24 protein-coding genes are annotated in these 24,564 nt (G+C 39.2%); 21 read left to right on the plus strand and 3 right to left on the minus strand.

Features of this window, described 5'->3' with window-relative positions; genetic code table 11:
- Positions 1–55: 55 nt before the first annotated feature.
- A complete protein-coding gene (locus CVD27_RS03905) occupies positions 56–1,051 on the plus strand; it encodes a VanW family protein (protein ID WP_101646570.1) in 996 nt (331 codons plus the stop codon).
- Positions 1,052–1,142: 91 nt separating this feature from the next.
- Here the strand turns inward: CVD27_RS03905 and pepF are convergent, their stop codons facing one another.
- Entirely contained in the window at positions 1,143–2,957 is a 1,815-nt protein-coding gene (pepF, locus tag CVD27_RS03910) for an oligoendopeptidase F (RefSeq protein ID WP_101646571.1), read from the minus strand.
- Positions 2,958–3,045: 88 nt separating this feature from the next.
- Between pepF and CVD27_RS03915 the strand changes: the two genes are divergently transcribed.
- The 3 genes from CVD27_RS03915 (at position 3,046) to CVD27_RS03925 (ending at position 4,774) form a co-directional block, all read left to right on the plus strand.
- The gene (locus CVD27_RS03915; protein WP_101646572.1) at positions 3,046–3,531 is read left to right on the plus strand and encodes a PaaI family thioesterase; all 486 of its coding nucleotides are present in this window, start codon (positions 3,046–3,048) and stop codon (positions 3,529–3,531) included.
- A 130-nt stretch (positions 3,532–3,661) separates the two neighbouring features.
- On the plus strand, positions 3,662–4,048 hold the full coding sequence (locus CVD27_RS03920; protein WP_101646573.1) for a hypothetical protein: 387 nt from the start codon (positions 3,662–3,664) through the stop codon (positions 4,046–4,048).
- Between the two features lie 132 nt (positions 4,049–4,180).
- Complete coding sequence (locus CVD27_RS03925; RefSeq protein ID WP_101646574.1) at positions 4,181–4,774, plus strand: branched-chain amino acid aminotransferase; 594 nt, start codon at positions 4,181–4,183, stop codon at positions 4,772–4,774.
- Positions 4,775–4,854: 80 nt separating this feature from the next.
- Here the strand turns inward: CVD27_RS03925 and CVD27_RS03930 are convergent, their stop codons facing one another.
- Positions 4,855–5,148: a hypothetical protein gene (locus CVD27_RS03930; RefSeq protein ID WP_257984256.1), complete on the minus strand. Its 294-nt coding sequence runs from the start codon at positions 5,146–5,148 to the stop codon at positions 4,855–4,857.
- A 186-nt stretch (positions 5,149–5,334) separates the two neighbouring features.
- Here CVD27_RS03930 and CVD27_RS03935 point away from each other — a divergent pair, with 186 nt between their 5' ends.
- The 14 genes from CVD27_RS03935 to CVD27_RS04000 all read left to right on the plus strand — a co-directional run bounded on the left by CVD27_RS03935 (position 5,335) and on the right by CVD27_RS04000 (position 22,254).
- Positions 5,335–6,897, plus strand: a complete 1,563-nt coding sequence (locus CVD27_RS03935; protein WP_101646575.1) for a spore germination protein — start codon at positions 5,335–5,337, stop codon at positions 6,895–6,897.
- The gene (locus tag CVD27_RS03940) at positions 6,894–8,048 is read left to right on the plus strand and encodes a Ger(x)C family spore germination protein (RefSeq protein ID WP_101646576.1); all 1,155 of its coding nucleotides are present in this window, start codon (positions 6,894–6,896) and stop codon (positions 8,046–8,048) included. Before CVD27_RS03935 ends, CVD27_RS03940 begins: the two co-directional genes overlap by 4 nt.
- 4 nt (positions 8,049–8,052) lie before the next feature.
- On the plus strand, positions 8,053–8,277 hold the full coding sequence (locus CVD27_RS03945; protein ID WP_101646577.1) for a hypothetical protein: 225 nt from the start codon (positions 8,053–8,055) through the stop codon (positions 8,275–8,277).
- A complete protein-coding gene (locus CVD27_RS03950) occupies positions 8,274–9,374 on the plus strand; it encodes a GerAB/ArcD/ProY family transporter (RefSeq protein WP_101646578.1) in 1,101 nt (366 codons plus the stop codon). The genes CVD27_RS03945 and CVD27_RS03950 overlap by 4 nt, the downstream gene beginning before the upstream one ends.
- A gap of 29 nt (positions 9,375–9,403) precedes the next feature.
- The gene (locus CVD27_RS03955; RefSeq protein WP_101646579.1) at positions 9,404–10,084 is read left to right on the plus strand and encodes an NAD(P)H-binding protein; all 681 of its coding nucleotides are present in this window, start codon (positions 9,404–9,406) and stop codon (positions 10,082–10,084) included.
- A gap of 77 nt (positions 10,085–10,161) precedes the next feature.
- On the plus strand, positions 10,162–10,977 hold the full coding sequence (locus CVD27_RS03960) for a uroporphyrinogen-III synthase (protein WP_101646580.1): 816 nt from the start codon (positions 10,162–10,164) through the stop codon (positions 10,975–10,977).
- Between the two features lie 103 nt (positions 10,978–11,080).
- Entirely contained in the window at positions 11,081–13,327 is a 2,247-nt protein-coding gene (locus CVD27_RS03965) for an AAA domain-containing protein (RefSeq protein ID WP_101646581.1), read from the plus strand.
- A gap of 56 nt (positions 13,328–13,383) precedes the next feature.
- A complete protein-coding gene (locus tag CVD27_RS03970; protein ID WP_142384071.1) occupies positions 13,384–14,754 on the plus strand; it encodes an FAD-dependent oxidoreductase in 1,371 nt (456 codons plus the stop codon).
- Positions 14,755–15,081: 327 nt separating this feature from the next.
- On the plus strand, positions 15,082–16,194 hold the full coding sequence (proB, locus tag CVD27_RS03975; protein ID WP_101646583.1) for a glutamate 5-kinase: 1,113 nt from the start codon (positions 15,082–15,084) through the stop codon (positions 16,192–16,194).
- A gap of 6 nt (positions 16,195–16,200) precedes the next feature.
- Positions 16,201–17,442, plus strand: a complete 1,242-nt coding sequence (locus CVD27_RS03980) for a glutamate-5-semialdehyde dehydrogenase (RefSeq protein ID WP_101646584.1) — start codon at positions 16,201–16,203, stop codon at positions 17,440–17,442.
- Between the two features lie 96 nt (positions 17,443–17,538).
- Positions 17,539–19,815, plus strand: a complete 2,277-nt coding sequence (locus tag CVD27_RS03985) for an ATP-dependent DNA helicase (protein WP_101646585.1) — start codon at positions 17,539–17,541, stop codon at positions 19,813–19,815.
- Positions 19,816–19,944: 129 nt separating this feature from the next.
- On the plus strand, positions 19,945–20,199 hold the full coding sequence (locus CVD27_RS03990) for a FeoA family protein (protein WP_101646586.1): 255 nt from the start codon (positions 19,945–19,947) through the stop codon (positions 20,197–20,199).
- Entirely contained in the window at positions 20,189–20,878 is a 690-nt protein-coding gene (locus tag CVD27_RS03995) for a FeoB small GTPase domain-containing protein (protein ID WP_101646587.1), read from the plus strand. The genes CVD27_RS03990 and CVD27_RS03995 overlap by 11 nt, the downstream gene beginning before the upstream one ends.
- A 2-nt stretch (positions 20,879–20,880) precedes the next feature.
- Positions 20,881–22,254, plus strand: a complete 1,374-nt coding sequence (locus CVD27_RS04000) for a nucleoside recognition domain-containing protein (RefSeq protein ID WP_101646588.1) — start codon at positions 20,881–20,883, stop codon at positions 22,252–22,254.
- A 57-nt stretch (positions 22,255–22,311) separates the two neighbouring features.
- Here the strand turns inward: CVD27_RS04000 and CVD27_RS04005 are convergent, their stop codons facing one another.
- On the minus strand, positions 22,312–22,608 hold the full coding sequence (locus CVD27_RS04005; RefSeq protein ID WP_101646589.1) for a hypothetical protein: 297 nt from the start codon (positions 22,606–22,608) through the stop codon (positions 22,312–22,314).
- 139 nt (positions 22,609–22,747) lie between these two features.
- On the opposite strand from CVD27_RS04005, the gene CVD27_RS04010 reads away from it, so the two are divergent.
- The 3 genes from CVD27_RS04010 to CVD27_RS04020 all read left to right on the plus strand — a co-directional run bounded on the left by CVD27_RS04010 (position 22,748) and on the right by CVD27_RS04020 (position 24,264).
- Entirely contained in the window at positions 22,748–23,026 is a 279-nt protein-coding gene (locus tag CVD27_RS04010) for a DUF1292 domain-containing protein (protein ID WP_101646590.1), read from the plus strand.
- A gap of 107 nt (positions 23,027–23,133) precedes the next feature.
- Entirely contained in the window at positions 23,134–23,382 is a 249-nt protein-coding gene (locus tag CVD27_RS04015) for a hypothetical protein (RefSeq protein WP_101646591.1), read from the plus strand.
- 102 nt (positions 23,383–23,484) lie between these two features.
- Complete coding sequence (locus CVD27_RS04020; protein ID WP_101646592.1) at positions 23,485–24,264, plus strand: alpha/beta fold hydrolase; 780 nt, start codon at positions 23,485–23,487, stop codon at positions 24,262–24,264.
- Positions 24,265–24,564 lie beyond the last annotated feature (300 nt).

The raw sequence follows: 24,564 nt of genomic DNA on the forward strand, positions 1-24,564 counted from the left end.
TCAACGTATTTGCCGGCATTGAATGACATTTAGAACAGAGGAGAAGTTGGGTAACATGGCTAAGCAAAGATGGGCAATATCGCTAGTTTTAATTTGGAGTTTACTAGCTTTAACGGGATGTAATGAAAAGGCGTCAACCAAAAAGCCGGAGACTGAAAAGGTATCAGAAACACAGAAACAGCCGGTTCAAAAGCCAGAAGAACAACCGAAAAAGGAAGAAGAAAAAAAAACAGTTGCCGTCAATGTGATCGATCCTAATACCAAAAGTATTGTGAGAACTTTTTTGCCTGAAGAATTAGGGTTTGGGAGTAATCCAGATTCATATAAACAGGAATTGGAAAAATGGGCCAAGGACTTGGCTAGAGGAACCGATAAAACGACGGGATATGATCAACGGATGGTCCTTGACAAAATCGATGCAAACGGGGAAATCATAAAGGGAAAGCCTCAAATTATTTTAGATGAAGCGGAATTAGTGAATCGCGTGATGAACGCGTCTACTAATGGCGGGAATGTAGACCTGCCTATTACGGTAACAGCAAGCGGCTATCAACCGGAAGATCCTGCCCATTTGAATGAAGTGGTGGTTGCTTCCTATACGACTTATTTTAACAGCGGGGTGACAGGACGTTCAAAGAATATCGAATTGTCTGCTCAGGCAATTAATAATATTATAGTGGGTACGCAAGATTCCTTTTCATTTAATACAACCGTCGGACCAAGTGACGCTGCCCATGGTTACCAGCCGGCAAAGGAAATTGTCAATAAGAAAATGGTTATGGGTATTGGCGGGGGAATTTGTCAGACATCGTCAACCTTGTTTAATGCGGTTGACCAAGTTGGGGTAACGTATATCGAAAAGCATCATCACTCCTTATCTGTCGGTTATGTCCCAGAAGGAAGGGATGCGACAGTTTCCTATGGAGGTCCAGATTTTCGTTTTCAAAATACAACCGGCGTACCATTCTTAATTAAAACGATTTATGCTAATGGAAAATTAACGGTAGAAATTAGAACATCAGCAGCCTATCAAGGTCAGCTAAAAAGATAACATTAAAGGATGCCGCATAAAATTCCCGGCATCCTTTCTCATATCTAGGAAATTATAGATTTACTGAACAAGGCGCTTGCGCTTTGGTTCTTTACTTATAAGAATTTTCTAACTCATCAATTAATGAACCCACGTATGCAACAGCTTTCCTGATTGGTTCCGATTGAGACATATCCACGCCCGCATGCTTTAGTAATTCAAGCGGCTTCATGGTACCGCCTGCACGAAGCACCTCCAGCCAACGATCTACTGCCGGCTGACCTTCTTCCTGAATCATTTGGGCAACAGCCGTGGAAGCTGTTAAGCCAGCAGAGTAGGTGTAGGGGTATAAGCCCATATAATAGTGCGGCTGCCGCATCCAAGTCAAACGTGCACCTTCATCCATTTCAACAGTTTCTCCCCAGAACTCAGTAAGAACCTCTCCGGTCAAATCTGACAATGTTTTTGCTGTCAATGCCTGTCCTTCTTCAGCAAGCCTATAAACCCTGCGTTGATATTCAGCCTCGAGTAAATGAGTGACAAAGTTATGATAATAAGTTCCTAAAAGCTGCAAGACTACCCAGCGGCGCATTTGTTTATCATCATATTTAGCAAGTAAATGCTGACCTAATAACATTTCATGCATTGTTGACGGTGCCTCAATAAAATACATAGAAGGACGGACATTCATAATCCGCTGGTTCTGATTAGCTAAAAAGAAATGTCCGGCATGGCCAAATTCATGTGCCAGTGTAAAACAACCGCGCATATTATCCTGCCAGGTAATGAGAATATAAGGATGTGCACCATATGGGCTGGAACAAAAAGCTCCAGTTGATTTGCCAATATTATCAGCACGGTCTACCCATCTCTCTTTAAAGCCCCTTTCAATAATGTCCACATATTCGGAACCCATTACTTTTAAAGATTCTAAGATAATTTGACTCGCTTCCTCATAGGTGGTGGACGGATTAAATTCAGGATCTAAAGGTGCCTTTAAATCACAGAAACGCATGGTATCCAAACCTAATACCTGCTTTTTTAATAGGGCAAACCGGCGCATATGCGGAGCTAGTTCATTAAAGATCGTATCGATTTGATTATTGTACATTTCAAGTGTGACCTGCTGTGGTTCAAGAAGCATATGGGTAACAGATTCATAATTTCGCAAGCGGGAAAGTGTCACTTGTTTCTTTACTTCGGTTGCATAGGTGGCAGCCATAGTATTTTTGTATTGTTTTAACGTTGACACGAAGGAGCCATATGCTTTCCTGCGAGAAGCGGTATCGCTTGAAAATTCATACCGGTTTTCGAATAAGGCAAATGATACAGGCTGTTCATTTCCTTCTGAATCATGAATGGGTGCAAAATCCATATCTGCTAACTTAGTCATTTGGTAGATTTGATAAGGGGATCCTTGGAGCTCACCAAGTGCAGCCAATACTTCCTCTGTTTCAGGCAATAATATGTGTTTCTTCGTTTCAAGGAGCTCGGAAAGATTTTTTGCGAAGGCTTTTAGCTCAGGTTCTTCCTCTAAAAACTTTTCAATGGTCCCTTCGGGAAGAGCAAGAATCTCTGAATTTATAAAAGAGAGTGCTGCGATCGTTTTGGTACGCAAGGCAGAAAATTTTGCAGAATTCGCTTGGTAGTTAGGATTCGTTCCATCTACCGATTGCTGTAAATTGGCAAATGTCCAAGCTTTAATCATTTTCATCTGAAGCTGTTCCTGAGCAAGCAAGCAATCTAATAACGTTTTTGAACCTGTATGTACTACTCCTTTAAAACTATCAAACTGAGAAATTTCTTTTTCAATTATATTTAATTCCGCTTCCCAATCTTTTTCAGAGGGGAATAAATCGTTTAGGTTCCATGTTTCTTCTAGTGGAATCATAGAGCGGTTGAGGCGTTTTTCCATCATTTTTGTCATCTCAATCTCCTTCTAAAAACTTCGTACTACTAAATTTTAACATAAGTTCTCAAACATGTTATAATTTTCTGGAAAAGGAGGTTTGACAATGGAGGAAAAAGTAATTAAAGCAATTCAAGATGAGTATCCAGATGATTTTGCTTGGTGTTATGGATGTGGCCGCTTAAATGAAGCTGGTCACCATTTTCGAACTGGCTGGGAAGGGGACACAACTGTAACGTTTTATTCACCAAAACCGGAACATACGGCCTTACCCGGATTTGTCTATGGAGGTCTGATTGCTTCCTTGATCGATTGTCATGGAACAGGTTCCGCTGCATTGGCCTTACACCGGAAAAATGGCATTGAACCAGGTGATGGAAAGGACGCGCCTCGCTTTGTAACCGCTTCCTTAAATGTGAATTTTCTAAAGCCGACTCCCCACGGTGTCACACTAAAAGTGGTTGGCCGGGTGGAGGAAATTCATCCTAAAAAATTTAAAGTAGTCACAGAAGTGTTTGCAAATGATATCCAATGTGCCAGTGGAGAAGTTGTAGCAGTTGTGATGCCAAGCAGTTTTATAAAAGAAAGTTAATAGAATAATAGTTGATCTTCTCTTTCTATAGAGAGGGAATAATTGTAATAAAATTGTAATACTGTTAAATGAAACCAATAACACCCTTGGGTCGTCATATAGATAGAATCGTTTTCAAGGGGGTTAATAGGTGAACGGGTTAAAAAAATTAGTATTGACGATCGCGCTTGGTTTGACAATCGTTTCCGGTGTGACCATCGGGTTCCTGGGACCTGCCTTATTTCAAGAGGGAAACCCCGTACCACTGCTTGTGTCAATCGTGAAATTAAAACTAACGGATACTGATTATGTTCAGTTTTTTAATACGGAAAAAAAGAGCAGATACCTTTCCAGCAATTCGGGCAATCAACCATTTAAACAGGTGAAAGAATTTATGAAATCAAAAGGATGGGTTTTTGAAGAGCAAATGGGTTCTGGTTTAATATTTCTTAAGGACGAGAAAGAAGCCATCGTTTTGACAAGACAATATTCCAAGTATTTTGTCATATGGGACGTTTCACAAAGTGTAATTAGGTAAAAAACGGTGTCAGGCACCATTAAGGGTCTTGGCACCTTTTTTTGCGTGGTTATGATGTTAATGCTTGTTATTTGCTTTTTTAGTGAAGTTATTTATTATTAGTACAAGTAGATAAATAGGAGGAGGGTAAGTATGTTAAAGGAGAAAATCCAATCTTACATATCGGAGCAAACAAATCAAACGGCTGAAGGGGTTGTACTTTTTAAAGAGGAAAGGCAATTTGCTGAGAAAAACCAGCTCTTTGAAAATGCTAACTTTGTGGAGAAGGATGCCAGTACTAGATTTGCCGATGCTTACATTGAACGCTGTGATAAAGAGTCAGAAAATATGTTAAAAAATGAAACCTCTGCTTTTTTGTCGGAACCACTTCATTACCTAAAGAAGCATAAAAATGAGTTCATCTACCTAGAATCGAAATGGTTAGATTTTGTGAATGTCGATGCCATTTCCCTAGAGGTCGATGATGTATTTGGTACCTATGATGTAATGCTTGGTTTAAAGTTTCAGAAAAAGTTCCATGAGCAGCTTAAAGCTTACTTAAATACACATTTACATGGTGGAGAAGGTAAATTTGATTTAATGTTTAGCAATGAAGATGGGTTATGGAATTTAAACTTCGCCTTGGACTATGTAGAGGGATTTCAAGAAGATATGACAATAGGTGAAGCCTTTAGTTTAATCTATCAATTCATCTTTAAATTAGTTGAATCATTAGAAAAATCCTAATAATTCAATAAAAAAATCCTCACTAGCTGGTTAAGCTGATGAGGATTTTTTTATGTTCAGCCACCTAGACTCCCGTTTCATTAACTTAATTCATGATCAGTAATAGAAATCGCTGATCCTGTGGATGTATGTTGGTTTAACCAGCCAAGCGAGGTCTCAGATACTGCCGACCAATTCGGAATTTCATTTTTATGCTGCTCGACCCAGCTCATACAGTAATTTGGGTCGATATTATATTCCATACAATGAGCGAGGAATGATCGAATGTTGTCCTGATTACAATTTTTCCAGGAACCACATGTATATCCCCATACATTTTCCATTTTTGCTTGAATCGACACCTCATTTATAAAATTACTAAACTGATCGTCCAAAGATAATCCGTACCTCCTGTCAACATAATTTCGCACACCCTTCAGTATGTCCCAAGCAAGACAAAATAAGACAATTTAGCCTGAGTTTACAGGAATATTATTCAATTAATGGTGCAAATTATAAAAAGTAAATTATTCAATCATCCTTTCCCGATTTCTAAAAATTCACCTATTCGGAGTTTTTCGATGAGAAAATTTAAAAAATTTCTTAAAGACGACCAAAAGAAATCAGTACCTAGTGAAAAAACAAATAAGGAAATCGAAAGCGATCTATCAATTAACATTGATCGTTTAAAGGGCCTTTTTGAGAACTGTTCTGATATTGTGTTTCGGCAGATTATTGCTGGAGAAGTAAAAGTCTGCCTTCTTTTTGTAGATGGATTGGTGGATACAAACAGCATCCAGCTGCATGGAATAAATCAGGTCCTAAAAGAAGTAGAGCGAGACCGAGTAACGGCAGATTTTTTAGTAGAGAGGATTATTTCAGCTAGCTCTGTGACAGAAATCAACATGCTTGATGATGCTGTTAAAAATATTTTAAAAGGAAATACGGTACTTTTGGTAGATCATGTCCCTACCGGAATAGTTATAGATGCCAAAGGCGGACAAAGAAGAGGGGTAACAGAACCGGAAACAGAGTCAGTAGTTCGCGGTCCCCGTGAAGGTCTTACAGAGAGTCTCAGAGTAAATACAGCTCTTGTCAGGCAAAAGATCCGTTCTAACCGATTGAAAACAATTGCGAAGGATGTTGGAGAGGAAACTAAAACCGGAATCGCTATTATGTATATCGATGGGTTAGTGTCGCCAGAGCTCTTAAAAGAAGTTCAGGCCCGGCTGGATCGAATCAAAATTGACGGTGTATTAGAAAGCGGTTATATAGAGGAATTAATTGAGGACAATCCTTGGAGTGTATTTCCTCAAGTTCAAAATACGGAAAGACCAGATACGATCGCAGCCAATTTGTTAGAAGGAAGAGTGGCCATTATCATTGATGGTACACCACTGGCACTCGTTATGCCCTCTACATTTTGGCAGTTCCTTCAAGCCAGTGAAGATTATTACCATCGGTATCACATTTCCATTTTTCTTCGATTGCTTAGGATTATCTTTGTATTTATTGCACTTACCTTACCGAGCCTTTACGTGGCTGTCACTACCTATCATCAAGAAATGATTCCGACAAACTTGTTATTTAGTATTGCGTCAAGCAGGGAAGCTATCCCATTTCCAGCATTTGTTGAAGCAATGATAATGGAAATATCTTTTGAAGCTTTGAGAGAGGCAGGCGTAAGACTTCCTAAAATAGTTGGTCAGGCTGTCAGTATTTTGGGAGCACTTGTAATAGGACAGGCTGCAGTTGAGGCGGGAATCGTATCTGCTCCGATGGTCATTGTCGTATCTCTAACAGGAATAGCCTCCTTTACTATTCCAAGATTTAATATGGCAATTTCCATTCGTCTGCTTCGTTTTCCCTTTATTTTACTTGCAGGAATGTTTGGATTATTTGGGATCGTCTTAGGGATTTTAATCATTTTAACGCATTTGTGTAAATTGAGATCATTTGGAATCCCTTATTTATCACCAGTATCACCTCTGTCAATGAAGGGGGTAAAGGATGTATTTATCAGAGTCCCATGGTGGTCCATGAACGAGCGGCCTAATCAAACGGTTAAAGTCGATATGACAAGAGAAGGGGAAGATCTAAAACCAAGCCCTGGAAAAGGGAGTGAAGAAGGGAATCCAACATGAAAGTAGTCCGGCTTTGGTTCACTTGCATAATCTCAGTTGTTTTATTAACGGGGTGTTGGGATCGCTCTGAAATAAACGATATAGGGTTTGTTGTTGCGACAGGTGTTGATAAGGGATCCAACAACAAAATCCTTTTTTCACTACAGATTCCGCTGCCGAGCTCTATGGGAGGCGCCGGTTCTAGCGGTGGAGGAGGGGGAACAAGCGGTGAAGGTCCTTTCCTAGTTGCCCAAGGAGTTGGAGGGAATGAGCGCCAAGGTATTGAAGATATTCAAACAAAATTGTCGAGGAGAGTTTATTTAGGACATAGACGAGTCCATATTATTGGAGAATCTCTTGCAAAAGAGGGGATCGAGAAATCATTAAATGCAATATTTACTCAGCCGCGCTCGAGGATTTCAACCTTTTTGTTGATAGCAAAAGGTGATGCCGTTAAACTATTGAAATCACAGCCTCGGATGGAACAATACTCTGGTGAAGGAATGAGAGAAATGTCCAAAAGTGGTATTAATATGACGGCACGAGATGCTCTTCAAGATTTAAGCAGGGAAGGCAAGGACATGGTCATTCCTATGATCGAAACGGCAGGTACAACAAAGGATGATAAAAGTAAAAAAGAAGTCCAAATGGACAGCTTTGCTGTTTTTAAAAATGATAAACTATCCTTTTCTACCACCAGAAAAGAAGCTTCAGGAATTTTATGGTTATTTGAAAAGATGAACAAAAAGTCTGTTTCCTTTCCTGTGGCAAAGAATGAGGAACTTTCCGTCCTGATTTTTGAAAACTCAACCGAGCCTAATTTGCAGATGGTGGATGGCAAACCCACCTTTCTTTTAACTGTCAGAGCTGCTGGTGTTTTATTCGAAAATGAGCCCAATTATCGGATTGAGGATCCAAAAACGTATCGCTTAATTATTAGCAAAATGGAAAATCAAATAAAAAAAGAAATTCTAGCTATTTTAAAGCACGCACATTCCCAAGGAGTAGATGTGTTTGGATTTGGCTGGTATCTCTTTAAAAATAAGCACCAATATTGGGAACAAAAGTGGCAAAAAGACTGGCGAACCATGCTGCCAGACTTAAAAGTCACCGTAAAAGTAGATGCAGATATCCATAGATCTACGAATACAGGGATTATAGAGAAGGAATGAAAAGATGAAAATAGGAATAATTGTTGTCTGGATAAGTCTCATTTTGTATACCTTATTTGTATTGAAAAAAGATATTGTAAGTAAAAAAGAACGAAAATGGGTTTACTTATTGGTCGGTTTAGCATTTAGTGTTTCATTGATGGATTTGTTTCATTTATCACTCAGCAGCGTCACTACCTATTTAAATGTGACATTTGAAGGCATATCGAGAATGGTTGTGAAATTATGAAACAAAAGATATCTGAACTCCAATTATCACTATTAGTAGCAAATCTAATCTTTGCTGGACCTATCATTAGTCTGCCTCAAATTATTTTACAGCAAGGCGACCAAAACGCATGGATGGTACCCATAATTATCTATCCCATTTTATTAACTTTAATCTTTATAATATTTGGTAAAAACAAAAATGCTGAATGGACACAAAATGTTCTATTAATTGGAGGTAAGAGCAAATGGATAGAAAAGGGATTTATTTTGCTCTTTCTTCTCTTTGTTATTTTTACTTTTATCAGGGATTTACGAGGTATGATAGACTTTGTTGCAACCGTCCTTTTACCTACGACTCCAAATGATGTCTTAATGGTTCTTTCTATCTTAGTAGTAATCTACGTCGCTATATCCGGGATTGAAGTAATCGCTAGAATGACGTCCATTTTCTTTTTCATATTGTTCATTATCGTCTCTATGCTTCCCTTATTATTAATGAATGAATGGAATTTTGGGAATCTCCAGCCATTGTTTGGAATGGAGTCGATTCCTGCTATTTTAAGAGCAGTATATGTTACCTTCTCTTGGATGGGGGAAATCTTTTTCTTTTTAATTATTATTTCCAATAGTAATCCGCCCCGTAAAGCACGGCGAGCGGTTATTATTGGAACCGGGCTTGGTTTGTTTCTATTCATGGTTGTGTTGCTTTCAGCTTTGGCAGTATTGGGGACAAAAATCATCCGAGAGTCAACCTACCCTAGCCTAATGCTCATTCAGCAAATTAACATCACCGATTTTCTCGATCGTCTTGATTTGGTTATTACGGTGGCGTGGCTGCCAACCATTTTTACAAAAGTTGCTTTTTTACTATATGCGATCAACCACTGCTTGAGTTATCTGTATAAACATAATACAAATAAATATTTATTTCCGATAGCGTTTATTGTTGGGTATTTGTCTATATTAATGTTTAAGAATACGATGGATTTATTACGTTTTTCTTTTTATACATGGAATATTATCGGCCTTATTTTAGAGCTAATGTTAGTTTTCATCTTCCTTTTTGTTAGGAGAAATGTCAAAATGGAAATGAAAAATAAACAGGCAGAATCTTAGAATTTCATGCCTTAAAAAGGTGATTATCTGTGGCAGTTAGAAAAAATAAGGCACTTATCCTAGGGGCAAGCGGGCTTGTTGGGAAAGAATTAGTCAAGATTCTCGTTCAACAAAAACGATATGAAAAAATCATTTTATTAGTTAGAAGACCGATTGAAATAAAGGAATCCGTTTTAGAGTTACATACGGTTGATTTCAACCATCTAGGGAATTACTCAGAATTATTTAACAACGTAACCGATGTCTACTGCTGTTTAGGAACAACCATTAAAAAGGCGAAAACTAGGGAAGCCTTTCGAAAAGTGGATTACGTGTATCCGCTTGAGGCTGCTAAAGTGGCCAAAAGTAGGGGCGTTGAAAATTTTCTTATCATCACAGCTATGGGGGCCAATCCTAAATCGTCCTTTTTTTATAACCGGGTTAAGGGTGAAATTGAAGAATCCCTAACCATGGTTTTCTTGCCGGCCATAAACATTTTCCGACCCTCTTTATTATTAGGGGAGCGGGAAGAATTTCGCTTCGGAGAAAGACTGGCGGCAAATGTTAGCGGTTTTCTAAATAAACTTATGGTCGGACCTCTGCGACCGTATCGAGCTATAGAGGCAAAGAAGGTTGCGGCAGCTATGGCAGCGGTCGCGTCAACCCCAAAAAAAGGAGTACATATTTATTCATCACAAGAAATCGAATTATGGGCACAAGGGAAAAAATGAGGGAGAATAGCTTCTCCTTATTTTTTTTGTCATAAATTATGTTACATTAATAAATAAAAAAGAGGTGAGGTACATAAATGGAAAAAGGTTTATCAGGAAAACGAATTGTAGTTGGCGGTACACGCAAACTGGAAGAAATCAGTACATTAATTGAAAAACAAGGCGGAATTCCTGTTATCCGTTCGCTTCAGGGAACGGTGTTTTTAGCAGAAAAGGAAGTAGAGCCGGATTTGGCGGAGTTTGTTGAAAAAGGTGCAGATTGGGTTATTTTTACGACAGGAATTGGAATTGAAACATTAATCAATATTTCAGCAAAACTAGGGCTAGAAGAAGCCTTTCTTGATAAGATTCGCAACGCCAATGTGGCATCTCGGGGGTATAAATCATTAGGTGCTCTAAAAAAATTAGAGATTCAACCCATTGCTACTTCTGATGATGGGACGACCAAGGGCTTAGTACGTGCCTTTGAAGGTACAGACTTTAATGGAAAAAGAGTTATGGTACAGCTTCATGGAGAAACCGCCCCGGCTTTAACACAATATTTGGAAGAACAGGGTGCTGTGGTTCATAAGATCCTCCCTTATCAACATATTGAACCGGAAGAGGAAATAGTAAACACTTTATGCCGTGAAATAATTGCCAAAGAATGTGATGCTGTTTGTTTTACGACAGCCGTTCAAGCACGCTCTCTTTTTGATTATGCTCGAAAAAATAATGTATATGATCAAGTCGTTAATGCCTTTAAAAATGACACTCTAGCTGTAGCAGTTGGAAAAGTTACGTTAGAAGCTTTAAAAGAAGAAGGAATAGACCGTGTCTTGGCACCTGAAAATGAACGAATGGGTGCGATGATTATTACACTATCAAATTACTACTTGAACGCTGATAAATAATTAAATGACTCTAAGAAAGCATTCGTCTAATTACCGAATGCTTTTTTATTTTTTCAGGCTAACGTGTTATAGTAAACTACATCCAATTTAAAGGAAGAGAAAAATGACAACTGTACCATCGTTTATCAAAGAGTGGCAGCAAGCCCTTCAAAATGAAATTAATTTTTTAAAAAAGTTCGGCAGTACTAAATACTTTATTAGGAATGGAAGGTTGTTATCTTCGGATGGATCATGTTCGTATTATTTTGAAACAACCACCTCATTACGGATCCCAGTCAGTTCCTCAGTTAGACTTGAGTGGGGCAGAATGGCTCAAAATGGGCGGATTCTTTCCTCAGAGGGTAAAGGCGTTATTCTAGCGCTGGAGCAATCATTTGGGGACTTAATCTCTGAAGCAACTCTATTTCACGATCCATGGGAACTGCTGGAACAATTGATCCAAAGGCTAGATGTTATCAGAAAAGATAAACAAAAGCGCCTTCGTGTAAAAAAATTAATGGATCCTTCCATGCCAGCCAATCACCCAGTTGAAAAAATAAAAAGCAACGTCCATGAGTTAGTCCTTCGTTCAAAATATAATCCGGTCACCTTTGTATGGGGCCCTCCAGGCACTGGAAAAACCTATACACTAGCAAGAACAGCAGCCAATAAGTATCTTCAAGAAAAGAAGGTCCTCATCTTATCCCACAGTAATCAGGCGGTGGATGTTCTCATTGGTGAACTAACTGATTTTATTAAAAAGAAAGACCGCTTCCGAGAAGGTGATGTGCTTCGTTATGGTTCTGGAGCAGGTGAACCGGCTTCCGGTCTTGAAGCGGTTACGACCGGTGAACTGCTACTAAAACAGGACCCAAGTCTAGGTGTGGAAAAAGAAGTATTACTAGAAGAACGAAAAAATTTAAAACAGGATATTGCTCGTTCATTTAGTAAAAGGGATACCGATCAACTATTAGAGCTTGAAACGAAGATTGCCAGAGTGCTTGAGAAGATTCGACAAAAGGAGATTCAATTTGTTAAGGATGCTTTTGTTGTAGGGACTACGCTTGCAAAAGCTGCCAGTGATCCAGCGATTTATGAAAAAACGTTTGATGTCGTGATTGTAGACGAAGCGAGTATGGCTTATGTTCCGCAAACGGCTTTTGCAGCTGCGCTCGGTAAAAGAGTAATTATTTGTGGTGACTTTAAACAGCTTCCGCCAATAGCTGCGTCAAGGGATCCTTTAGTAACGAAATGGTTAAGGGAAGATATTTTCCACTGTGCGGGTGTCGTCGATTGGGTAAATGAGGGAAAACTCCATCCCCATCTATTTCTTTTAAAGGAACAACGGAGAATGCATCCGGATATTTCCGCCTTCACGAATCAATATATCTATCATTCACTAGTAGGTGATCACGAAAGTGTTAGGAAGAGTCGGAATAAAATTGTTGGGAGTGCTCCTTTTCCGAACCGTTCGTCTATTTTAGTTGATTCTAGTTTTACAGGAGCCCATTGTCTGACGGAACGGACATCCCAGTCAAGGATGAATGTCTGGCAGGCATTATTATCTTTTCAGCTCATACATGAGTCTTTTCTTGGAGGATTAAGGTCGATTGGCTACGTAACACCCTATCGTGCCCAAGCCCAGTTAATGGAATTACTTCTTGATGATTTATATGAAAAGGAAAGGGCTGCTTCAGATATTATCGCTGCCACTGTCCATCGATTTCAAGGAAGTGAGCGGGATGTAATGGTCTTTGATACCGTTGAAGGTTCTCCTCAAACCAGGGCTGGAATGTTAGTAACAGGTAAGGATAGCGAAAGGCTAATAAATGTAGCGATTACTAGAACAAAGGGGAAATTTATACATGTCAGCAATCAAGCCTTCATCCGCAGGCATGTTTATCAGGGAAAAACATTGAGACAGTTAGTAGAACATCAGGTGAAACAACAGCAGATTGTGGAAACAAAAGAGATTGGTACTTGGATTAAACATCATCATCCTAAACTGCAATGGATGCATGCCCGGAGATTAGAAAAGGTATTTCAGGATATTAATTATGCCGGGATTTCTTTGGTTATTTCTTTACCTGCACAAACAAGCCTTAACGGAGAATGGAAGGAGAGGCTGAAAAACCGGAGAGGAACGGTTAACTTAACGGTGATTTCGGAGGATGAATGGCTGGAACTTCAGCCGAATCATAGAGTCCAAGTGAGTTTATCGTTTCCATTTATCATGATTGACCAACAGATTCTTTGGCTGGGTCTTCCTTTAGAAGGGTCAAAGGATATTCGGCCGCCATATGTGGCAGCCAGACTTGATTCGGAAAAGGTTTGTGAATACCTTTATAGTCAATTTATAATAAAAGAGTAAAAATGGCAGGGACGTATCCTGCTATTTTTACGAAATGGCGAGAAGCTGTTTTATGAATGGCCAACTATACAGACGTAAAAGGGGAATACAGTAAGTTGAAGCATGAAGAGGGGATGTATCAAGCAATCATTATCGGCGGGGGAATGGCTGGGAAATTAATAGCCGCTGCAATATCCCCCTATTTTAATAGTATCGAAATCTTAGAGAAAGATCCAATGCCTGAAAATACTAGCACTGTTAGGCCTGGGATTACTCAGGCACATCACATCCATGCACTCCTGCATGCGGGTGAACAGGCGTTAGAAAAACTATTTCCGGGTTTTCAACATGATATGGTTAAACGTGGATCTATAAAAATTGATTCACTGAAAGACCTTGCCTGGTTTCATCATGGGGTATGGAAATTACGACATACGAGTAAAGACACGACCCTTTTACAGACGAGACCCTTGCTAGAATCCTATATTGCGGAAAGGATCCATCAAATTCCAAATATCACCTATACATACGGTATAAAGGTAAAATCTTATCTATTAACAGCAGACCAAACCAAAGTTCGTGGTGTAGAAGTTCTTCAGGAAGGTAAAACAAAATCAATTAAAGGAGATTTGGTCATTGACACAAGCGGGGCCGCGTCTTTTACGAAAGCTTGGCTGGAGAATCAGGGGCGTACGGTTCCTGAGGAGAAGGTTGAAATAGGACTATGTTATGCCACTCGAAGATTCAGGCTATCCGAAACACCAAATGATTTTAAAATAAAAATCATCTACCCGGAGCCCCCTAACCAAACTTTAGGCGGTACTATGTCCATGGTGGAGAACAATCAATTCATTGTCACTCTTAACGGGTATTTAAATACAATAGATCCTTCCTCCGTTAAAGATGCAAAGGGCTTTATGGAGTTGACTCATAAGTTACCACTTCCAGATATTTATCATGCCTTGCAGAAAAGCACCTCCAACTCGGAAACAGCCATTTATCAGGTACCACATATAAAGTGGCGGCATTTTGAAAAGGTGGATTTACCTGCTGGATTACTCGTAGCGGGTGATTCCATTTGCCGAATTGATCCCGTCTTTGGCCAGGGGATGAGTATTGCAGCCTTAGAAGCCTTAACCATTAGAGATTACTTTGCCTCGAAATCGATCACGGGCCAATTTAAAAGTTTGCAAAGAAAATTGGCAAAAATTATTGCTCCGGTATGGTTAATGGTTCTCAGTGAAGATTTTCGTTATGATGAAGTAAGAGGTAAAAAACCCTTTGGTTTGAAAGGTCTGCAATGGTACGTCAAACGAATCTTTTTATTATCGTCGAAAAATAAAAGGATTTACAAAGACTTAGTTAAGGTAATGAATTTGGTAAGTCCGGCTGCCATTTTGTTTAAACCTAACACCCTTCTTGACGTGTTAAAAGGTAAAAAAATGTAACTCCTATTTTTTATTGTTTTAGCTGCTTGACAATTTGCACTTTTCTTAAGATAATCAAATAAATAAAAATAGTAAATGGTATGGGACTAGTAAATCATTGGAAGGTGTCAGAGAGTGAAACCCAAAGGCTGGAAGGTTTCTCACGGAAAGATGATTGAACCTGCCCTTTGAAAGCTGCTTATGTAAACATAGGCCGTATCCCTCGTTACGGGTTCAAGAGGATGCATTGCATCAATAAAGGTGGTACCGCGGAAACGATTCTTCCGTCCTTTTTCAAGGACAGAGGAATCGTTTTTTTATTTTTTAAAATGAAAGGTCGTACGAATCATGAAAAAACAGCTGGTGGTCGTAAAAATAGGAAGCAGTTCATTAACCAATTCAAAGGGAACGATTTCCGAAGAAAAAATGCGTGATCATGTCGAGGCACTTGCCTACTTGAAAGCACAGGGACATGAAGTGATCTTGATTTCCTCCGGTGCTGTTGCAGCAGGATTTGGCTCACTTGGCTATCCGACTAGACCCAAAACGACAGCTGGGAAACAGGCGGCCGCCGCAGTCGGTCAAGGGTTATTAATGCAGCATTATATTGAGCTTTTTAAAGAGTATAAAATGATGCCTGCACAAATGTTGCTAACGAGAGAAGATTTTTACAGCCAAACCCGGTTTCAAAATCTGTTCTCTACCATCCATGAACTGCTGCAACGAGGCGTCCTCCCGATTATCAATGAAAATGATTCCGTTTCGATTGAGGAATTAACCTTCGGTGACAACGATTTATTATCTGCTCTCGTCAGCGGCTTCTTACATGCAAATGCCTTGATCATTTTAACGGATATTAATGGTCTCTATGATGGAAACCCAAAGGTTTCAAAGGATGCTAAAAAGTTTAATTTCATTCCGGAGGTCTCTGAAGAACTGCTTAGTTTTGCTGGGGAAAGTGGTTCATCGGTTGGTACCGGGGGAATGAAATCGAAATTAACCGCAGCCAAAAAGGCTTTATCGCTTGGAGTCAGTGTCTTTGTCGGTACCGGAAAAGGGAAAGAAAAACTGGCCGACATTTTGGCAGGAAAAGGCGATGGAACCTATATCGGCGGTCCTTTTCATTCACAAATGCAAATGAGAAAACAATGGATTGCTTATCATTCCCAAATCGGGGGTATGATTGAAATCGACGATGGGGCGGAAAATGCGATTCTTTTCCATGGGAAAAGTCTATTGCCAGTCGGCGTGACCCGAGTGAAAGGTGACTTTAATGCCTTGGATGTCGTAGAAGTTAGAAACAAACGAGGGAAATTAGTCGGTAAAGGACAGGTTTATTATTCCGCAGAGGATTTATTAACGATCAAGGGGTTACCTGGTGAAAAGGCGAAAAGCTATTCAATTAATAAAAAAGCAGAAGTGATCCACCGCGATAATTGGGTTACATTACCAAAGGAGTGATTGGGAATGGGAGAATTGTTGGAAAAAGCAAAGAAACTAAAAAAAGCATCAAAGCAATTGGGAATGCTATCGACCATTGAAAAGAACGAGGCGTTGTTAAAAGTGGCTGATCATCTTCTCACGGAAAAAGAATTTATTTTACATGAAAATGCAAAAGATTTGGAAGCGGGTAAAGATCGCGGGCTGTCTACATCTCTTCTTGATCGCTTGCTTTTAACAGAAGAAAGAATCGAACAGATTGTGGATGGTGTACGCCAATTAGTTCATTTAGAGGATCCTATTGGGGAGACCATTGAAGCATGGGAGAGACCAAATGGGTTACAAATCCAAACTATTCGTGTTCCACTTGGAGTAGTAGGAATGGTCTATGAAGCACGTCCTAATGTAACCGTTGATGCTGGAAGTCTTTGTCTAAAAGCTGGAAACGCCGTTCTTTTGAGAGGAAGTTCATCTGCCATTCATTCCAATAAGGCTCTTGTGCAAGTGATGCGTGAGGCCTTAAAAGGAACAGCGATTCCAGAGGATGCTGTGCAATTACTGGAGGATACAAGCCGTGAAACCGCCTCTGAGATGTTTAGATTAAATGAATATCTAGATGTTCTTATACCACGCGGTGGAGCAGGACTTATTCAAACTGTCGTTCAGAATGCGACAGTACCTGTCTTGGAAACGGGTGTTGGGAACTGCCATGTTTTTATAGACGAAACTGCAGAAAAAGAAATGGCTATTACCATTGCGATTAATGCAAAGTTACATCGTCCGTCTGTTTGTAATGCGGCTGAAACCGTACTTGTCCATGAAAAATGGCCATATGTATCTGAGTTATTAACCCGTTTGCTAGAAAAAGGTGTGGAACTTCGTGGTGATGAAACATTAGTTTCTTCCTATTCGTTTGTTAAGCCTGCAACAGAAGAAGATTGGGCATCAGAATTCTTAGCCCCAATTTTGGCTGTTAAACAAGTAAGTGATGTGAAGGAAGCGATTAACCATATTGATCAATATGGAACAAAGCACTCCGAAGCCATCATTGGTGAAAATGCTGAAAATGTCCGTCTGTTTTTCCAAGCGGTGGATGCAGCGGTACTCTATCATAATGCTTCGACTCGTTTTACAGATGGCGAACAGTTTGGTTATGGGGCAGAAATTGGGATTAGTACACAAAAACTTCATGCCCGTGGTCCAATGGGACTAAAAGCATTAACGACGACGAAAGCAATTGTTCGAGGAACAGGACAAATTCGGTCATAATCTAGTCAAAAATAGCGCAGAAATGCGCTTTTTTTTTTGCCTTTTGGTATAATTAAAATACAAACATACATTCTTGTTTAATGGGTTGGTGACTAGGTGACAACAAAAGTTCAAATATCGGTAAGAACGCTCGTAGAATATGTGTTTAAGAGCGGCAGTATTGATTCAAGGTTCCGCACTCAAACTTCGCTGATCGATGGGACAAGGATCCATCAAAAAATTCAAAAGACCTACCAAGAAGGTGACCAAAAGGAAGTATATGTCAGTCTGGAGGTTCCTTATGATGATCTTACCTATATCATAGATGGCAGATGCGATGGACTTTTATTCCGTGAAGGGTTCGTCATAATCGATGAAATTAAATCCTTTTCTCAGCCGTTCGAACAACTAGATACGGAAGGCTATCCAGTTCATTGGGCACAAGCCAAAATGTATGCCTATATAGTGGCAAAGGACAGGGAACTTACCGAAATGGATGTTCAGCTGACGTATGTCCATATAGAAACCGAAGAAAAAAGAACGATTATACAGAGATATTTATTTTCAGATTTAGAAAAATTCGTGGCAGATGTTATTAAAAGCTATGCTCCATATGCAAAACTTCTCTCTAATCACCGCAGGAAAAGAAATGAGAGCTGTATTGAATTGGCATTTCCTTTTAATACCTACCGAATTGGGCAGCGGAAATTAGCCGGTGCTGTTTATAGGAGCATTAAAGACGAAAAGAACCTGTTTGCAAAGGCGCCGACAGGTATTGGGAAGACGATCTCCACGCTTTTTCCAGCGATAAAGGCCATCGGCGAAGACCACCTAAATCGTATCTTCTATCTTACCGCCAAAACGATCACACGCACTTCTGCCGAAGAAGCGTTTGCCCGAATGGGTTCCTGTGGGTTATGTTTCAAAACGGTTACCATTACTGCAAAGGATAAAGTTTGTTTTCAAGAGGAAACCAATTGTCAAAAGGAATCATGTGAATTTGCGAATGGTTATTATGATCGGATTAATGAAGCAGTCCTTGATATTTTAACAACCGAAAACATAATGACCCGAGAAGTGATTGAACGTTATGCCCGAAAACATAAGGTCTGCCCGTTTGAATATTCCCTTGATCTTGCTTATTCCGTAGATGCGATTATTTGTGATTATAATTATATTTTTGATCCGCGTGTTTCATTAAAACGGCTGTTAGAGGAACAAAAGAAATCAACTGCCTTACTTGTGGATGAAGCTCATAATCTTGTCGACCGCGGTCGGGAGATGTTTTCAGCGACCTTAAACAAAGAGCCATTTCTCCAATTAAAAAAGGATTTTAAGGGAGTTCATGAAGGGATTTTCAACGTGGCTAGTAAAATTAATTCAAGATTCATTCAATTAAAAAAGGTAAAAGAGCAGGATAAGGAATTTGTTTTAGAGGGGCTTGAGGAAGATTTATTAGAAGATATTCGACAATTTTCTTTGGCGGCAGAACAGCTATTGCTGCTGGAATCATCTACACTCTTACTTGAAACGTATTTTTTAGTCAATCAATTTTTAAAAATTGCTGAACTTCTAGATGACCATTTTGTCATTTTTGCGGAGAAGAATCGTAACGATCTAAAGATTAAATTGTTTTGCATTGATCCATCTTATCTGCTTCGGCAAATGGGGAAAGGATATCGTTCAAAAATTTATTTTTCTGCCACGCTTTCGCCCATGCCTTATTATCAAGATATTCTAGGCGGAGGGGAAGGAGATTATATCGTCAACATCCCTTCACCTTTCAAAGAAGAGCAGGTAGAAGTTTTTATCAAACCGTTGTCTACACGTTACCATGATCGTGAACGAACGAAGGAGGAAATGATTGCAGTTATCCAATCGTTTGTAAAAAATCGTCCAGGGAATTACCTTATTTTCTTTCCTTCTTATCAGTATCTGCTGTCTGTTTATGAGCCATTTAAAGAGCTCAATAAAAACATCCGGACCATCGTTCAAGAAACCGGTATGTCCGAAACAGGACGCGAGGCCTTTTTAGCCTCTTTTAAACCTAATCAATTTGAGACCTTGATTGGCTTTGCTGTCTTAGGCGGGATTTTTTCAGAAGGTGTGGACTTAATGGGTGACCGCTTAAATGGTGTGGTCGTCATTGGTGTAGGCTTGCCGCAGCTTTGCTTTGAACGAAATCTAATGAAGGAACATTTTACAGCTCAAGGGAAAAATGGCTATGATTATGCGTATGTGTATCCAGGGATCAACAAGGTGTTACAAGCAGGAGGAAGATTGATTCGTTCTGAACAGGACCATGGGACGATTGTTTTAATCGACGATCGATTTTTACAAAGGCAGTATCAACAGCTGCTACCGAGTCAATGGAGGAATTTCACCATAATTTAATGAACATTTTCAAGGCAGCCAAAAAAAAAGGCTGCTTTTTTTATATTTTACGTGACAATATTCTAAAACTTTTCATATAATTAAAGAAAAGTTGCGCACGGGAAAAACTTTAGAGAAGGGGAAAGAGAGATGGATAAACCTAAAAAAATTCAATTAGTAAATGGAGAAAAAGGAAATTTGATTAGAATTACATCTTTAAACTTAGAAGGTGTCATGAGAAGGAGACTATTAGATTTAGGATTTGTGGCAGGAGCATTGGTAGAAGTAGTCCGAAAAAGTCCACTGGGAGATCCAATTGCCTTTCGAGTCAGCCAAACTACAATCGCTCTTAGGAAAGAAGAAAGTTCAAGAATAGAGGGGGAGCTGTTATCATATGGGGAATGAGTACAGAATCGCTTTAGCTGGTAACCCGAATACAGGGAAAAGCACCTTGTTTAATGCCTTAACGGGCCTTAGACAGCATACTGGAAACTGGGCAGGAAAGACCGTCGCCCTTGCGGAAGGCAGTGTTTTCTTTAAGGATAAGACAATCCATTTAATCGATTTGCCAGGAACCTATTCTCTTTTTTCAAATTCAACAGATGAAGAGGTTGCTAGAAATTATATTGTGTTTGAAAAACCGGATGTTACCCTTGTCGTATTGGACGCAACCTCATTAGAAAGGAATTTTAATCTCGCGCTTCAAGTATTAGAGATGACCAAAAATGTAGTGATTTGCATTAATCTTATTGATGTTGCTGAGGAGCAGGGAATCCACATTAATGAAAGGCTGTTAACAAATCGCTTAGGAGTACCCGTTATAAAAATTTCTGCACGAAATAAAAAGGGTTTTCCGATGCTGCTTGATACGATTGATCGGATCGTAACTGGGAAAATCGAATGTCAGCCTGTTCAGATGAAATATCCTGATGAGATTGAAGAAAAGATAAAAATGATTGAACCAAAGGTCCGTCAACTAGTTGGAAGCCATATCTCGTCCCGATGGGTTTCGTTAAGATTACTAGATGGGGATGAAACGCTGCTTAATGAAATCAATAAACGAATGGTTCCAGAGGGGGTGTAGGAATGAGTATGCAGGAGCTTTATACAGAGGCGCAAGACTTGTCATCTTCGAAGCTGCGAGATGAAATTGTCCAGCGGCTTTATGAACAAAGCCGGCAATTATGTAATGAGGGAATTTCTTATACTAAATCTAAACAAGATACACGAACAGAAAAACTCGACTCGATCTTCACTTCGCCGATATTTGGATTTCCGATTATGATTACGATGTTAGGTGTATTGTTTTACCTAACCATTGCAGGAGCAAATATCCCATCTTCATTGCTTGCTGAACTGTTTGGATATATTGAGGCGCAATTAACAGCTCTCTTCCATGTGATTCATGCACCGGATTGGCTGCATGGAATCCTTATCCTTGGTTTATACCGTGGAACAACCTGGGTAATAAGTGTCATGCTGCCACCAATGGCCATCTTTTTTCCAGCCTTTGCATTATTAGAGAATTATGGCTATCTTCCCAGGGTTGCTTTTAATATGGATCGGCTTTTTAAAAGGGTCGGGGCCCATGGTAAACAATCGTTAACCATGGCAATGGGGTTTGGCTGTAACGCTGCCGCTGTGATTTCTACCAGAATTATTGAATCTCCAAGAGAAAGAATGCTTGCCATTTTAACCAACAATTTTGTTCCTTGTAATGGCCGCTGGGGTACCCTCATTCTGTTAGCATCGTTATTTATGGCTGCCAATTTTACAGGAGGCATAAAATCTTTAGTTACTACAGGAGTTATTGTAGGAATTGTCTTGTTTGGAATTATTGTAACCTTTTTTGTATCTTGGGTACTGTCAAAAACAGCACTTAAAGGCGTTCCCACTCATTATACGTTAGAGCTGCCGCCCTATCGAAAACCTAAAATTCTGGATACAGTCATCCGTTCATCATTAACCAAATCCTGGTCTGTTTTGGTTCGGGCGGTCAAAGTGGCAGCCCCAGCAGCCATTCTAACCTGGGTTTTTGCGAACATTTATATTGGTGACACAAGTATCCTTATGTACGCAGTAAATTTTCTAGATCCGTTTGGTAAAATGCTTGGTCTTGATGGTTATATCATGATGGCGTTTATCTTAGGGCTGCCGGCAAATGAAATTGTTCTTCCCATTCTTTTAATGGGATATTTATCAACCGGATCGTTAACCGAAGTGGATAATCTGGTGGATTTAAAACAAATTTTCCTAGACCATGGTTGGACGTGGCTTACAGCACTAAACATGATGTTATTTTCCCTTTTGCATTATCCATGCGGAACTACACTTTTGAATATTTATAAAGAAACAAAGAGTAAAAAATGGACGTTCCTAGCCTTTCTTATACCAACAGTTATTGCTATTTTAATCCCATTGATCATTACTCAGACAGTCAAGCTGTTTGGATTAATATGATAATAAAGTCAATTATACAAAATGCCCTCCATTAAAAGTGAAGGGCATTTTGTACTTTTATCTTCTTTTCTGAATTTCCTCTGTAACCACAAAGGCAAGGTCATCATTTCCAAATAAGGAAAGAACACCGAGTAACGTTTGATCGGCTATTTCGCCCGCTTCTTCTTTTGGTACGGTTAATTCAATGGCTTCTCTTAGGGCAGGATTGGATGCTTGGTTTGGGTAGGCACGTAAATATAATTCTTGTGGATCTAAGTTGTGATTTACACACCACTGGGCAAACACAAGAATCATCATCTTTTCCTCACCTTGATATTGTTGAATAATTTTATCTTCTAATTCTTTTGAGTGCATAACGATTTCTCCTTAATCTTTTTTGATATTATTAGATCTTTTTTTATACTACCATAAAATAAAGGTAACGATTTGGTTTGGACTTGCTTTTATGAGATACTGTTATTAAGATTAATTTTAAAAAAAAGGAGCATTTTATATGAGCAAAATTGAAGTAGGCGAAATCTTTACTATTAGTGATGAAAGTAATGAGGAGCAGGAAGTAGAAGTACTGGGAGTTATGACGATTGAAGGAAATGACTATGTTGCTGTGGCTTTCGCGGACGACGTAAGACAGGAGGAAACGGAAGAAGATATCGATATCTTCTTTTTAAAGGTTGATGAAGAAGGTGACTTTACCGCCATTGAAAGCGATGAGGAATTCGATAAAGTTTCGGTAGCATTTGATGAAATGATGGACGAAGAGGAAGAGGAATGATTTATTTCAGAGAGGATAACACCTCTCTTTTTTTTTGGAAAAAATATGTATGCATAAAGTTAATGTTGGCATACTAACAAGGGAGTAAATAATAAAGGAGTTCGTTCATGTTAATCGAAGAGGGAAATAGGTATCAAATATCGCAAAATGTTAAAGGGTTCTTTAACTCTGCTGAAACCATGACAGTTAAAAGCAATAACGGAGTAACCGTTCAATTTATTCTTGGAGACAGTAAGGGTCATGGTTCCATGCCCATTGAACACCTGCAGTATTTATTGAAAAGATCAAACTTAACGGTTATTCCAAATAAAAGGTCTTTATTAAATAATGAGTTAAATGAAGAGCAAATTGGGTAAACATATGGCATTACTTCTTTTCATGAGGTAATGCTTTTTATTATTTAATTCGCTCGGCATGTTATAAGATGAATAAAAAGGATAAAGGAGTGAATTCGTTTGATGGAAATGAAAAGTATATCATTAAAAGATTCGACCATCACATACATAGATAAAGGAGCAGGCAAACCGATTGTACTTCTCCATGGGTTTTGTGGAAGTTCCAAATATTGGTCAGAGGTCATACCTGTGTTATCGGAAAATTTTCGAGTCATTGCTCCCGATTTGCCCGGCCATGGTGGATCCACCATGGCACAAGAGAACAATACGATTTCTGATCTCGCAGATATAATAAAAGAGTTAACCGATAAATTAAATGTAGGTCAAGTTACGATGTTTGGCCACTCGTTAGGCGGCTATATTACACTGGCGTTTGCTGAGAAGTACAGTGATTCTTTAAACGGTTTCTCGCTTGTCCATTCCACGGCTTTTCCTGATTCTGAAGAAGCTAAAAAGGGAAGAACAACAAATATGGAAAAAGTTAAACAAGAGGGAATTAAGCCGCTTATTGATGGGCTTGTTCCTAAGCTTTTCTCTCCTGACCACCTCGAAGAATCGTATGTGGAAACGGCTAAAGAGATTGGCTATCAAACTCCGCCACAAGGAGCCATTCAAACTTTACATGCGATGAAAGAGCGGCCGGATCGTAATTATGTCCTGGAGTCATCTTCAATACCCGTGCTGTTAATTGCCGGTGAACAAGATCAGATTATTCCTGCGGAAAAAACATTTTCTGTGAGTAAAGCAAATATTAAACAAACCATTATCAAGGATTCTGGTCATATGAGTATGTATGAAAAGCCTGCTGATCTTATTGAAGCCATTAAGGGATTTGTGAAATAATAGCATGTAAAAAGAGGAACATGTTGAAGTAAAGGGTTCCGTTAACTATCGCAAACACTAAAAATGTAATGCAAAATGACCTTCAAATTGTATGTTAATTTGGGGGTCTTTTTTTGTTGATAAAGGGGTACTAGTACCTAACAGTTAGAATTGATGCAACTAAAAATAATAATAAGAGCAAGATGGGACAAATTCATTGCAATTTAACACAATTATAATCATGCTGTATATTCTTATTTTTAATAATATCTAGTTAGAAGTTTAAAAATTCAAACAGTTACTTTTGTGTAATGAAAAGGA

Source organism: Neobacillus cucumis (genome assembly GCF_002860255.1).
Classification (GTDB): Bacteria; Bacillota; Bacilli; order Bacillales; family Cytobacillaceae; genus Neobacillus; species Neobacillus cucumis_A.